The 12,612-nt window shown below is 40.4% G+C and carries 12 protein-coding genes; 4 read left to right on the top strand and 8 right to left on the bottom strand.

Annotated elements, in window-relative coordinates; translation table 11 throughout:
• Window positions 1–171 precede the first annotated feature (171 nt).
• Together QT327_RS26500 and QT327_RS26495 are read right to left on the bottom strand one after the other, a co-directional pair.
• A complete protein-coding gene (locus tag QT327_RS26500; protein WP_289554319.1) occupies window positions 172–2,097 on the bottom strand; it encodes a sensor histidine kinase in 1,926 nt (641 codons plus the stop codon).
• Window positions 2,094–2,843 (bottom strand): LytR/AlgR family response regulator transcription factor, encoded by a 750-nt coding sequence (locus QT327_RS26495; RefSeq protein ID WP_289554318.1) that lies wholly within the window; start codon window positions 2,841–2,843, stop codon window positions 2,094–2,096. The genes QT327_RS26500 and QT327_RS26495 overlap by 4 nt, the downstream gene beginning before the upstream one ends.
• A gap of 389 nt (window positions 2,844–3,232) precedes the next feature.
• Here QT327_RS26495 and QT327_RS26490 point away from each other — a divergent pair, with 389 nt between their 5' ends.
• The gene (locus QT327_RS26490; protein WP_149105084.1) at window positions 3,233–6,301 is read left to right on the top strand and encodes a beta-L-arabinofuranosidase domain-containing protein; all 3,069 of its coding nucleotides are present in this window, start codon (window positions 3,233–3,235) and stop codon (window positions 6,299–6,301) included.
• A 59-nt stretch (window positions 6,302–6,360) separates the two neighbouring features.
• On the opposite strand, the gene QT327_RS26485 is transcribed toward QT327_RS26490, so the two are convergent.
• The 5 genes from QT327_RS26485 to QT327_RS26465 all read right to left on the bottom strand — a co-directional run bounded on the left by QT327_RS26485 (window position 6,361) and on the right by QT327_RS26465 (window position 9,891).
• A complete protein-coding gene (locus QT327_RS26485) occupies window positions 6,361–7,206 on the bottom strand; it encodes an SDR family oxidoreductase (protein ID WP_289554317.1) in 846 nt (281 codons plus the stop codon).
• Between the two features lie 84 nt (window positions 7,207–7,290).
• Entirely contained in the window at window positions 7,291–8,235 is a 945-nt protein-coding gene (locus tag QT327_RS26480; RefSeq protein ID WP_013664221.1) for an AraC family transcriptional regulator, read from the bottom strand.
• Between the two features lie 37 nt (window positions 8,236–8,272).
• Window positions 8,273–8,893 carry a class I SAM-dependent methyltransferase gene (locus QT327_RS26475; protein ID WP_149105082.1) on the bottom strand — a complete coding sequence of 207 codons (621 nt, stop codon included), beginning with the start codon at window positions 8,891–8,893 and terminating at the stop codon, window positions 8,273–8,275.
• A gap of 141 nt (window positions 8,894–9,034) precedes the next feature.
• Window positions 9,035–9,424 (bottom strand): VOC family protein, encoded by a 390-nt coding sequence (locus QT327_RS26470; protein ID WP_013664219.1) that lies wholly within the window; start codon window positions 9,422–9,424, stop codon window positions 9,035–9,037.
• Between the two features lie 62 nt (window positions 9,425–9,486).
• Window positions 9,487–9,891, bottom strand: coding sequence for a helix-turn-helix domain-containing protein (locus QT327_RS26465; RefSeq protein WP_013664218.1), 405 nt, complete (start codon window positions 9,889–9,891; stop codon window positions 9,487–9,489).
• Between the two features lie 260 nt (window positions 9,892–10,151).
• Between QT327_RS26465 and QT327_RS26460 the strand changes: the two genes are divergently transcribed.
• Complete coding sequence (locus tag QT327_RS26460) at window positions 10,152–10,499, top strand: nuclear transport factor 2 family protein (RefSeq protein ID WP_013664217.1); 348 nt, start codon at window positions 10,152–10,154, stop codon at window positions 10,497–10,499.
• 249 nt (window positions 10,500–10,748) lie between these two features.
• Here QT327_RS26460 and QT327_RS26455 read toward each other — a convergent pair whose 3' ends face one another.
• The gene (locus tag QT327_RS26455) at window positions 10,749–10,991 is read right to left on the bottom strand and encodes a chorismate mutase (RefSeq protein WP_289554316.1); all 243 of its coding nucleotides are present in this window, start codon (window positions 10,989–10,991) and stop codon (window positions 10,749–10,751) included.
• A gap of 444 nt (window positions 10,992–11,435) precedes the next feature.
• On the opposite strand from QT327_RS26455, the gene QT327_RS26450 reads away from it, so the two are divergent.
• Complete coding sequence (locus QT327_RS26450) at window positions 11,436–11,792, top strand: DUF1801 domain-containing protein (RefSeq protein WP_149105080.1); 357 nt, start codon at window positions 11,436–11,438, stop codon at window positions 11,790–11,792.
• Between the two features lie 217 nt (window positions 11,793–12,009).
• A complete protein-coding gene (locus tag QT327_RS26445) occupies window positions 12,010–12,594 on the top strand; it encodes an RNA polymerase sigma factor (RefSeq protein ID WP_130854896.1) in 585 nt (194 codons plus the stop codon).
• The last annotated feature ends 18 nt before the right edge of the window (window positions 12,595–12,612 follow it).

Raw genomic sequence — 12,612 nt, 5'->3', positions numbered from 1 at the left:
CATACAACAAGTGCATGCTTTAATAATAAACATAAAAATAAAAGCCTGTGTACTTAAAGGGCTAAAGCATTTATGATTTGCAGTCTATATTTACAATTCGCATAATGTCATTTTTATAAGTGCCACGAGAAAAATAAGACAAGATGGTAATTAAGAAGCTCGTCATCGAAATTATCCATAAACGACAGGAATACGTAAGCTGATCAGCGTGCCCCCTCCTTCGATGGAAGTGGTGGTAATGTTTGCTTTTTTGCCGAGTAGGTGGATGCGTTCCCGGTTGATGGTTCCGGATAGCGAACGATGTGTCCCATCAGTAGGTGAGGCTTCAATTTTGCCGCTGTCCGTAATCGTTACCTGTAAAACATCCCCTTCCAATTGAAAGCGAACAGCAATAGTTCCCGCTCCCTTGATGAGGTCAATGCCATGTAGGATGGCGTTTTCCACGTAAGGTTGGATCAGCATGGGCGGCAGCATGACAGCACTTAAATCCTCATCCTGTAGTTGTTCGATATGGTATATAAACGCATGATCAAAGCGCATCTGCTGCAGACTAAGATAGTTCTCCAGCGTTTCGATTTCCTCACTCAATGGAACTAAAGCCTCTCGGCTTAGTGCTAAACTACTACGCAGCAAACGGCCAAAGCGGTTGAGGTATTTAATGGCATTATCTTTCTGATCGAAACGAATAAAACTCTGTACGGCGGATAAGGTGTTGAAAATAAAATGAGGCTCCATCTGTGTACGCAATAATTGTTGCTGCAATAGCACCTTTTCTTTTTCCTGGCGGGTTCGCCGTTGGCGAAAACTGTAATATAAGAATAAGACTGTCGCACTCAGCGATACAACACCCAAAATAGAAACGGCAAGCCACAAGCGGTTTTGCTGCAATTGCAGTTGATTGATCTTCATACTTTCATTCAACGTACGGATGGAACGATCTTTAGCCTGCAATTGGTAAAGTGTATTCATTTCGGCAATAGCCTGTATGTTTTCTCTTTGATAAATGCTCCTTTCTAATGCCGATGTTTTGAGTAATAAATCAATGGCCGCATCTTTTTTCCCTTGAAGCTTGTATAAAGCTGCTAGATCTTTTTGATAGAGAACTTCATTCTGTGTAGAAATTACTCCCTTATGCTTTTCATTCAACTGCTTAGCCTTGGTCAAAAATTCATTCGTGCGTGAAGGCTTCTCCAACAGGATATAAGTAGCCGCTACATTGCAGTAATCAACAAACAGATTATTGATATCCGTTGCATTTGCTAATCCGGCATGATAATCGGATTCATCTAAATCACTTTTCATTAACTGATAGTGCAACAAAGAATCTGTTTCTGCGCTCTGTTCAAAATAATTGACTTTCGATTCGTAGAGAAAACCAATATTGTACCTGTCCGGATACAACCGATGAAGCGCCTCCAATTTTTGAAGATAGGAAGCAATACTATCAGCTGGTTCTTTCTGATCGTTCAGCACATTTATCATCTGTACTAATACCCGTTGATGATTGATGTGCCCTTTCGGTAATGAATCACAAAGGGGTATTGCAGCGCGATTCATTTTCTCCGCCAAATCTAATTGGAAAGCCATCTGGTTGCTCTGTGCAGCGGAAAGCAGTATGGCGGATTTTGCTTCGGGTGAAAGATTTACGGTACTGTCGGAGATTACGATGGCAGCGGCTTTATTGTAGTAATAACTCTCTTCATGCGTTCTGGATTCCAGTCCACGGATATTGCCGATGCCATTATAAACAAGTGCTTTTTCTTTGAGATTTCCGGTGGTCGGTTCAATTAATTCCAATGCCCGCTCTATATATATTTTGGCAGAATCCTGCCCTTGCATCCCATATAACCGAGCCAACTGATAATAAACCTTCGTAGCAAGCAGGGTATCTCGCTGTACGATTGGATTTTTAAGTAATCTAGTCCATACGCCCTTTAACGAATCACTATCTTGGTTATTAACTTTTATAGCAGCAATTTGCGTTATCCGTTCAGTAAGTGCGTTCTGGTTGTTGGGTAGCATTGATGTCTGCTCACGGCAGCCAAGGCATAGCAACATCGTTATAAAACACCCCGTGTATTGTAAAAATAAGTTCATTTTGTAGGAAAAAGTTGATCTAGAATAGCATTTTTCCGGCGCAATGAGATGGGAATTTCTTCCTTGTTTTTAAGTACAATATAATCTGAACGGTTTACATCGGAAACATACCTACGGTTGACCAGATAAGATTGGTGCGTACGTAAGAAATGCGGAGAGGGTAATAATCCTTCGTAAAACTTAAGCGGTTTTGATATCAGTTCTTTTGTTCCATTGTTCAGAAAGAAAAAAGTATACGGACCATCGCCTTTGCAGTATACAATATCCTGAACAGGCACGATACGGATATTATTAACGGAATTCAGTGCAATACTCTCGGGTAAATTATTTTCGGTCATTGATGCCTGAGCCAGCGACAATTGTTGCATCCATTGCGGGTTGTTTTCACATCGGCGACGATAGCGCTCCAAAGCTTCTTTCAATTCGGTATGATCAACAGGTTTCAATAGATAATCCAATGCCCCGTATTTAATCGCTTTGATGGCAAAATGGTTATAGGCTGTAATAAAAATAATGTTTTGTGGAATGAGATTTAGTTTTTGCAACAGGTCAAAAGCCGTTCCATCGCGAAGCTGAATATCCATCAATATCAGGTCAGGACGTTCTCTTTCTATTACTTTGACGGCAGCAGGCACGTTGTCGCTCCACCCAACAAGTTTAGTGTCGGTCTCCTGCTGTATTAGGTGGCTAATTTCTCTGCGTACTGCAGGTTCGTCTTCTATAATCACAACAGATATCATCATCATTTTTGTGTCTGGTAAAAATAATAATTGTAAGTGAAGGAAATTTACCTTTTCGTAAAAAAAGCTAGTCAGAAGCAATCCTTGTTTAGCGGTTCTAGGTTTAATGTATTAAGCCAGCACATTTTCTTTTTGACTATTGAATGCCTTGTTTTCGTTTTCTGGATGCATACCTGATAATATCCTGTGATCATTTGCTAAAATAGGCGTAACGAAACAGTGCGAACCTTCATAATTTTACGAAAAACTATCAAACTATAAATTATCTATTTTCAATATATTGGTCTTTAAATCTTTTTGTAGGGATTTAGACGGATGCATTCCAATATAGTACTAGAAAAACGCTACTTCTGAAAGTGGAATTTTGTAAGAGCAAAAAAGATTTTAAACAATTTATGGCAACGAAAATGTACAAAGTAATCTTGCGTGTTATCCTATTTTTGATTGTTTTAGCCGAAGGCGTTAACATCGCTCGAGCACAAAATGGAGACCAAATACTCGACGGTATCGGTGAAACCGGAATGATTGCGCGTTACGTATTTGATGGAGATACCAAAGACTGGTCTAGAAATAATTTGCACGGGAAATTTCAAGGCCCTGAAATCAAGTTTACTAATGATGAGCGGTTCGGGAAGGTTTTGTCGCTCTCCGGAGCAGCTAATGATTTTGTGATGCTCCAAGGAGATGCTTTAACAGATTTAGAGTCGCTCAGTATATCGGGATGGATATACTTGCGTTCAGATAAACGGGGTCAACATTTTTTTGATTTCGGACAAGATGCCACCAGGCATTTTTTTGTAGCTCCCGTAGGGACAAATACCCAAGAAGGTTGCCAGGCATTGATAACAACAAAAGGTGATCATCAGAAGGGTGCGGTTTCTCCAGCTATACCATTGAATAAATGGGTACACCTTGCTATCGTGATCGATATTCCTTCAAAAGCAATGATAACCTATGTTGATAGCCGACCAGTAGGAGAAACAAAAGATATACCGTCGGAGTTAACAGCGGTCTTCGGTGAACAGGGGGCAAAAAGGCAACTATATATCGGTAAATCGCTATTGCCTGAGAACCCCTCGTTGAATGCCCTGATACATGATTTTCGTATTTATCGCGTTCCCCTAACGAGAAGACAAGTTACTGGCATTTACTACAATGCCCTGAGAGGTGGTCAGGAAGCTGCGGTTAATGTCGGGAAGCCAGAAGATAATCTTCACCAGTTTTCTCCAAGCGAGTCGAAGCTTTATAATGCCTACTTAATAAAGGTACCCGATGTAGAAGTGAAAACAAGCATAGGAAATTTGCCGCGTTTACCAAGTCATATAGAGGGAACTTATCGGCAAGGGATAAATGGGCCAAAAGTGCGGGTTCTTTGGCCTGCTCCAACCGACAATACTGCCGTTCTTCAAGCGGGACGTTATACCATTACCGGGCGCGTTCCAGGTACAGATCTACAACCCAAGGCTTTCGTCACCGTAATAGATGCTAAATCGGGCGCTACCCCTAGTTCAAAACTCGCAACCTTTAATTTGGACCAGGTTTCTTTGGAGGCCGACGCGCGTGGCCACAAAACTAAATTTATTGAAAATCGGGATAAGTTTATCAATACATTAGCTGCAACCGATCCTAATTCTTTTCTTTATATGTTTCGCCATGCTTTTGGTCAGAAGCAGCCGGAAGGAGCGCGACCTTTAGGTGTGTGGGACAGCCAGGAAACGAAATTACGGGGGCATGCAACGGGTCATTACCTTACCGCAATTGCACAAGCCTATGCCGGCACCGGATATGATAAAGCACTTCAGGCCAAATTTGCGGAGAAAATGGAATATATGGTTAATACCCTTTATGAACTATCGCAATTATCCGGAAAGCCTAAAGAAGCTGGCGGTATCCATGTATCTGATCCGACGGCTGTGCCTTATGGCCCGGGGAAAACGGAGTATGACTCAGATTTTAGTGATGAGGGTATCCGTACCGATTACTGGAACTGGGGGGAGGGCTTCATCAGCGCCTATCCACCGGATCAATTTATCATGTTAGAACGTGGTGCTAAGTATGGCGGACAGAAGAATCAGGTTTGGGCACCTTATTATACGCTACATAAAATCTTAGCAGGGCTAATGGATGTATATGAAGTGAGTGGTAATAAAAAAGCGCTTGAAATAGCAACCGGTATGGGTGATTGGGTGTATGCGCGTTTGAGCAAATTGCCTACCGAGACACTTATAAAAATGTGGAATACCTATATTGCGGGTGAATTCGGTGGTATGAATGAGGTGATGGCCCGCCTGTATCGGATCACGAATAAACCGAATTACCTTAAAACTGCACAGTTGTTCGATAACATCAAAATGTTCTACGGTGATGCTAGCCATTCGCATGGTTTAGCTAAAAACGTAGATACTTTCCGTGGTTTACATGCCAATCAGCATATACCTCAAATAGTGGGTAGCATCGAAATGTACCGTGTTTCCAACAATCCGGTATATTACAGTATCGCCGACAACTTTTGGTACAAAGTTGTGAACGATTATATGTATAGCATTGGAGGCGTTGCCGGAGCACGTAATCCGGCCAATGCAGAATGTTTTATCAGTCAGCCCGCGACGTTATATGAAAACGGCTTTTCTGCAGGGGGTCAAAACGAAACCTGTGCCACCTACAATATGCTTAAATTGACCAGCGATTTGTTCTTATTCGATCAAAGGCCTGAACTAATGGACTATTACGAACGCGGCCTCTATAATCATATTTTGGCGTCAGTAGCCGAAGACAGTCCGGCAAACACTTATCATGTACCGCTCAGGCCCGGTTCTATTAAGCAATTTGGTAATCCGCATATGACAGGCTTTACCTGTTGCAACGGCACCGCTATAGAAAGTAGTACCAAACTACAAAACTCTATTTATTTTAAAAGTAAGGACAACGATGCACTTTATGTCAATCTATTTATACCTTCTACCTTGGAATGGGCGGAACGTAAGATAACCGTGCAACAAACAACGGATTTTCCTAATGAAGATCACACCCGTTTAACGATTAAAGGAGGCGGAAAGTTTGATATGCATGTCCGCGTGCCGGGTTGGGCTACCAAAGGTTTTTTTGTAAGGGTGAATGGTAAAGATCAAAAACTAGAGGCAAAGCCGGGTTCTTATCTAAAAATAAGTCGCAATTGGAAAGATGGCGATGTTGTTGATTTACAAATGCCCTTTCAGTTTCACCTCGATCCCGTTATGGATCAGCAGAATATAGCCAGTCTATTTTATGGTCCTATTTTACTAGCGGCCCAAGAACCTGAAGCAAGGAAAGACTGGCGTACAGTAAGCCTAGATGCTGAAGATATAAGCAAATCTATTAAAGGCGATCCAAAACAGTTAGAGTTCACCATTGACGACGTAATTTTTAAACCATTTTATAATACATACGGGCGTCACTCCGTATACTTGGACGTCCGATTAAAATAGATTCGCCATTCTGAGAACACAAAATGTGCTCTCAGAATGGCGAATCTGTTAAAAAGTACTTAGTTGCCGAAATCGGTCGAAAGACCCAAACTCTCATATGTAGTCATTTCGTTTTCGATCGTTGCCATTTTATCCCTGGCCATTTTATACGAGTCGCTACCCAAGAATAGATGCAAGGGTTTTGTTTCCATTTCCGCGACTTCGATAAACACCGCGGCGGCCTTTTCCGGATCGCCTGGCTGATTGCCTATTACCTGTTCTTCGTGTATAACCTCTAAATCCCGAGCTTCTTTATATTCCGCAATCGGATTTTGGGCGAGACGCATAGAACCTTTTAACAAGAAATTCGTTTTGAAATAACCGGGATACACTACCACTGCTGATACCCCTAACGATTTGGCCTCCGCCGATAAGGCCTCGGTAAAGCCGGCAACCGCAAATTTTGTCGCATTATAAATGCCCCAACCGGGAAAAGTTCCTAGAAAACCTGCAATAGAAGAAATGTTGAAGATCGTACCCGCATGCTGTTTACGGAAGTAAGGCATCACATGGCGGATGACATTTAGCGAACCAAATACATTTATGTCAAAGTTTTGACGAGCTTCTTTGTCGCTCAATTCTTCGAGTGTTCCTATCTGACCGTACCCTGCATTATTTACTACGACATCTATCATTCCGAACGTATCAACGATCCTGTTTATCGATTTGGCGACACTTTGTTCATCCATCACGTCCATTTGGAGTGGAAGGAATTCAGAGCCTGAGTGGCTTACTTCCGAACGTAACGCATTTATATCTCTTGAAGTAGCCGCTACTTTATAACCGGCGTCCAGTAATTTTTTTACCAATGTTAATCCTAAACCTTTTGAAGCTCCGGTTACTAACCATACTTTTTTTGTTTCCATAATATTTGTTTTAATGTTATGGTACAAAGTAAGTTATAGTAACGCGGTTAGGGTTTGTTCAAAACATACCGATATTTACGAGTTTCAAATATTTGGTTGCAATAAGCCGCTTTTTCTATAGATAGAAGGAGAAACACGTTCTTTTTTCTGAAAAAACGAAGAAAAAGAAGCAGGACCGGAAAAACCCAGCGCATAGCCAATGGTACTTATCGTCCAATCCGTTTGAAAAAGTAAAGATTTAGCTTCGTAAATTAAGCGTTCTTGAATGTGCTCACGGAGTGTTTTTCCTGTCCGCTCTTTAACTATCCTATTTAAATAATTGGGATGCACGTTCAACTGGTCTGCAAACTCGCTTGCGGTTTTAATTTGAAGAACCGAATTCGGATTCTGGACTTGAAAAGAGGACTCCAATAAATTCAAAAAACTATAGAGATAATTATATCCTTCAGAAACATTCACATTAGGAAGAACCTTTTCCACTCTTTGCGCTTCCAACAATAGCATTTGTAAATGTAATAGGATCGCTTGCTTTTTATCTTCATTATCCCCTTCATTTTCCTGTAGCATTAACTCGAAATAGTGATTTATTTTTGAAGATTGGCTTTCATTTAATTGTATCACCGCTTTGTTTGCCTTAAAATAAGGGAACTGTTTAAATAATTGAAGAACATGGCCGGCATCAAGTTCAAAGTATTTTGGATTAATCAAACAAAAATGTCCACCTGTCTCTTTGGAAGTAGTTTGCCAGGACATGATTTCATCAGGATGTAGAAAACCGATATCGCCGGCCGACATATGATATTGATGCAATCCCACTGTAAGAATCCCCGTGCCCGACGTCATGTGAAAAATTTTATAGAATTGTCGCCGGTTAGGGGAGATATAATCATTTACCGGATAATCGTCTCGATTTTTTATGACGAAGTGATCTCCGTCAATAGGATAATGCTGGACATTTAAAAAAGGCACCTGATAGCTGTTTTGAGCGAATGCCGATAATTCTAAACGAGGTATTTCTGATTTTTCCATAGTGAAAATTACAAAAATGAGATTTACATCTATCCGTTTAACCCTTTTTACATTTAATCAGAAAAAACGGATAGTTTTCCGTAACTTTTGTAACCTCGAATAAGCCGAAGTTGTCAAATTCTGCTTCAATTGATTCGGAGTCATAAAAAAACAGATTAACACCACCAAACATTTCATAACGATCTTTACCAATCCGTTTGCCTTGTCCGTAAGTGGGTGCTTCTTTTGAAATGGCGGAAAAAACCATATAGCCACCCTCCGCGAGCTGGTTGTAGCAGTCGCGAATCAGTTTCTCTCGTTCATCACTGCTCAATAAATGGATTAAAGCATAACAGAATATCCCGTCAAATTGTGCATTATCAAAAGGCATATCGGTAACCGAGCCATGATAAATGGTCATATCTTTTCCATAGTGCTTTCTAGCTATTTCTATGGCCGTTTTAGATATTTCAATGCCAGTTACCCGCATTCCGTTTTCCACAAACAGTTGCGCATTTCGGCCGTATCCGATTCCGGGGATAAGGATGTTGCTGATTGAATTTTTCAGAAAGAAATCTTTTGTTAAAATTGCAGAATTAGCAGGTTCAAAACCCCACATTTCCTGTTTTTCGATAAAGCTTTTTTCCCAGAACTCGGGTCCTTCGTTCTCTATTGACATATCATGTGTATTGTCATGCCAAGTTACCTATTTGATAGGACATTATAAACAACGAATTATCTCGAAGACCAAGTTCCGTACCTATCACATTTTCTAACGTACGAGCGGTGGATAGGTCGCCCGCATCTGAACCTATGCTCGTTATAGCATTTCGGCCAGTTGAATATTGTTTCCGCAAGTGTCATCCAATACAGCTATCATGGTTGGTCCAACTTCTTTAGGTTCCATAATAAATTGGACACCGAGCGCTTTCAACCTTTCATATTCTTTCTTTAGATCATCTACCATAAAGGATGTCCACGGAATACCCGCCTCTTTTAATGCCTTCTGATATTCTCTTGCTGGCGTAAATGCCATAGGTTCGAGGAGGAGTTCCACCCCGTTCTGTTCATTTGGCGAAACTAAGGTCAGCCATCTATATTCACCGACAGGCACATCCGTTTTTTTGATAAACCCTAACTTTTCTGTGTAGAACTGAAATGCTTTTTCCTGATCTTGTACAGGTACGCTTGTTACATATATTTTAATCATTTATTTTAATCATTGCCGAAGTGTTTGTTAGTACAAAGATCAGCAGTTTTCGTTCAATATATTTATTCCCGATTGCTAATATTCAGGTCTTGATAGGCTTTGGGAGAATAGCCCGTGCCTCTCTTGAAGACCTTCGAGAAGGTGGGTAAACTTTCATATCCCACATTGAAACAAACTGAGGTGACGGAATGGCCTTTCTTGAGTAGCTCTTTAGCTCTTGCGATGCGTAAATCTCTGAGGTATTGTCGGGGTGTCAATCCATAAACTTGCTGAAATACCCTAATATAGTGAAAACGAGACATAAACGCGGCGGATGCGATCTTGTCTAATTCAATTTTGTCGCCATAATGACGCTCCATGAAGGCTTTAGATTGCCTTACGTATGCATAATAATGTTGTGGCAGGCCATGCTCTCTGCTTATTCGTTCTACTTCTTGTTCGTAAAAAGTCTTCTTAGGTGTATTCATCCTTAACTATTTCTTAAACGATGGTCTATTGAAGCGTATCATATAATACGAATATCAGATACAAGCCTAATAATCACAAGCCATGGTTGAAAAATGTAGATTTTTTACACCTTCCATTTTAATGAAGTAAAAAATACAACCAATATCATACTTAATTGTTTCAGTGTAAGATAGTTGTTTGTTGGGAAGGCAACCGGCTATTGACTGCATCGGCCCCCTTAAACAAACGACGGAATAAATGGTTAACAAAAAAAACAATTATGAAAACCGCTAAGTACATTGTGCTTAAATTTATTGAAAGCCTCAATAGAGAAGATTTTGATGCCGCTCATGAATTGTTGGCTAAAGATATGACCTTCGAAGGCGTATTAGGCAGTCGCAATGGCTCCGATAGCTATATCGCCGACATGAGGAAAATGAAGCTTAAATACAATATTAAGGAGGTGATGACCAATGGAAATCATGTCGCTGTATTTTACTGTATTAACATGGGTGGAAAAGAAATCTTCAGTGCAGGATGGTACCACATAGAAAACGAATGTATCTCCAAATTTAAGGTGGTCTTTGATCCCCGACCCTTACTGGAAGCCGTTGAAGCCAAGAAATAAGCCGACAGTAATTGTCGCTGCTATTTTCAGATTGGGATATCCATGACTAATAGTAACGCTAATTACGCTGCGTTTATTGAAATGAACTAATAAAAATTCAACATTCCAGCCTATTTAATAGGCTGTTTGTACGCCGTCTTTTTGCTCCAATTCCTTCTCTTGACGCACACTTTCAGCGTGCACATCTTCGTAAAGCCGCTTTATGAAATCAGCTGATAGTCCTACCTTTTCACCTTCTGCAATGGCTTGCTATAACACCTTCTTAAATCGGTCCGGTTGAACCACGGCTAAGTTATGCTTCATTTTGTAGGCGCCAATAATTCTAGCAGCTTGCATTCGGTCACCTAACAAGTGAATAATCTCTTTGTCTAATTCATCTATTCTTTTCCTATAAGTGGCCATCGTGTCTTGTGTAGACACAAGGTGGCTTTGAGCCTTTCCTGTCACAAAGCCTATAATACATATTCCTGTGATGGTGATGATTTTACGCATGATTTTTTAGTTTCACAACAAATCGGCGGCGGCTTTATTTTTACTCAATAATAACAACAAGCTCCGCTATTTGCTGTCTGTTCAGTTTACATTATCCAAAATTATCATTTCAACGGAAAGTATAAAAATATAATAAGCTCATAAACCCTCACTTTCAAACACGTACTGCGCACTTCCGTCCAAAAGGCGTTTGCTAAGGAACAGTCTTATCAGATCGATGAATAAAAACTGCTAAAATGAGAATTATTTCAAAATCGCTTGACGCGATATACCCCTCGCAATGTCATATTCACCCATTTTGGCTGTGAAAAAGGACCCCTATTTTTATGCAATAAAAGTAGTTGTAGCAATTAGACGAACACTTGATGTTGCAGTGAAACACAGACACAACCCTAGTTTCTGCTAGTATGTCCGGTCATTGCGAATGTTAATAAAAATTGAAAAATGAGCTCAAAAAAGGTAGATGAATTTTTGGAAAAATTGGAACATCCGTTAAAGGAAGAAATGATGGCACTACGTGACACAATTATGAAAGTGCATCCTGAAATTACAGAAGACGTTAAATGGGGTGGCCCAAGCTTTTATTACAAAGGTGATATCGCCACTTTTAGTCTACGTGTGAAGGATACCCTAACGCTGGTCTTCCATCAAGCGGAAGGGTTGACCCCCGGCAGCGTGCTAGAACCGACATCTAAAGGTAAAGCCTATGCGAAGTTCAAAAGCCTTGATGAAGTAGAAGCCAAAAGTAAAGAACTGCAAGCAGTCATAAAGCAGTGGATTCAACTCAGGGATAAATCATAAGGGCGCCGTAAACTTATACATGCTTTTAAGCAAGCAGAAGCCCGTAGACTTATGCGGCTATAGGTGCGTAGTAATAAGGTAAAATGATCTTATTACTATGTGCCAATTCGTTAACATTCAAGGTGAAATACGTTTTTTTCGTTTATATTAAAATGATTTAGTAGATTCGTAACGGCGAACCGATAAACTACTCAATCCAATTAGTGTCACCTAGCGTATGTCATCCTATAAGTTATATACGGATAACGAATTAATTCATTTGTTAGCAGCGAATGACACGGCTGCTTTTTCCGAAATTTACCTGCGCTATGGTGAGCGCTTATATAAGCAAGCTTATCATGTATTGAGGAACCGCGAAGATGCAAAAGACATCGTGCAGGATATTTTTACCTCCCTTTGGAATAAAAGAACGGGGTTACAGATTAATAACCTTGCTGCTTACCTGTACATTGCCAATCGTAATCAAACAATCAAATTGATAGCCCATAAGAAGATTACTTCTGTTTACTTCGACTGGCTTCAGGCACTGGCCAAAGAAGTGTCAGATAACGCCCATCATACGCTTCTTGAGAAACAACTTAACCAACTAGTGGAAGATGAAGTCAGCAAGCTGCCCTCCAAAATGCAAGCGGTGTTTAACCTCAGTAGAAAAGCACATCTTTCTCACAAAGAAATTGCAGCCAAATTGCATCTGTCTGAAGCAACAGTTAAAACACAAGTCAAGAATGCTTTGCGGATCTTAAGAAGCAAATTAGAAGCTTTTTTATACGCCATCCTTTTCCTTCTTTATTGGCTGTTCTGAGTTAAAATTTTTTTTTCT

The sequence above is a fragment of the Olivibacter sp. 47 genome (assembly GCF_030372825.1).
Taxonomy (GTDB): domain Bacteria; phylum Bacteroidota; class Bacteroidia; order Sphingobacteriales; family Sphingobacteriaceae; genus Olivibacter; species Olivibacter oleidegradans.
Note: the sequence above shows the minus strand (reverse complement) of the source record. Positions and strands in the feature narration are given on the sequence as shown.

What these genes read in the sequence shown, in the direction of transcription:
- QT327_RS26450 (WP_149105080.1), top strand. Translation starts at nt 11,436, where the DNA reads ATGAGCTCAAAAAAGGTAGATGAATTTTTGGAAAAATTGGAACATCCG.
- QT327_RS26485 (WP_289554317.1), bottom strand. Translation starts at nt 7,206, where the DNA reads ATGGAAACAAAAAAAGTATGGTTAGTAACCGGAGCTTCAAAAGGTTTA.
- QT327_RS26495 (WP_289554318.1), bottom strand. Translation starts at nt 2,843, where the DNA reads ATGATGATGATATCTGTTGTGATTATAGAAGACGAACCTGCAGTACGC.
- QT327_RS26465 (WP_013664218.1), bottom strand. Translation starts at nt 9,891, where the DNA reads ATGAATACACCTAAGAAGACTTTTTACGAACAAGAAGTAGAACGAATA.
- QT327_RS26490 (WP_149105084.1), top strand. Translation starts at nt 3,233, where the DNA reads ATGGCAACGAAAATGTACAAAGTAATCTTGCGTGTTATCCTATTTTTG.
- QT327_RS26475 (WP_149105082.1), bottom strand. Translation starts at nt 8,893, where the DNA reads ATGTCAATAGAGAACGAAGGACCCGAGTTCTGGGAAAAAAGCTTTATC.
- QT327_RS26500 (WP_289554319.1), bottom strand. Translation starts at nt 2,097, where the DNA reads ATGAACTTATTTTTACAATACACGGGGTGTTTTATAACGATGTTGCTA.
- QT327_RS26445 (WP_130854896.1), top strand. Translation starts at nt 12,010, where the DNA reads ATGTCATCCTATAAGTTATATACGGATAACGAATTAATTCATTTGTTA.
- QT327_RS26480 (WP_013664221.1), bottom strand. Translation starts at nt 8,235, where the DNA reads ATGGAAAAATCAGAAATACCTCGTTTAGAATTATCGGCATTCGCTCAA.
- QT327_RS26460 (WP_013664217.1), top strand. Translation starts at nt 10,152, where the DNA reads ATGAAAACCGCTAAGTACATTGTGCTTAAATTTATTGAAAGCCTCAAT.
- QT327_RS26470 (WP_013664219.1), bottom strand. Translation starts at nt 9,424, where the DNA reads ATGATTAAAATATATGTAACAAGCGTACCTGTACAAGATCAGGAAAAA.
- QT327_RS26455 (WP_289554316.1), bottom strand. Translation starts at nt 10,991, where the DNA reads ATGCGTAAAATCATCACCATCACAGGAATATGTATTATAGGCTTTGTG.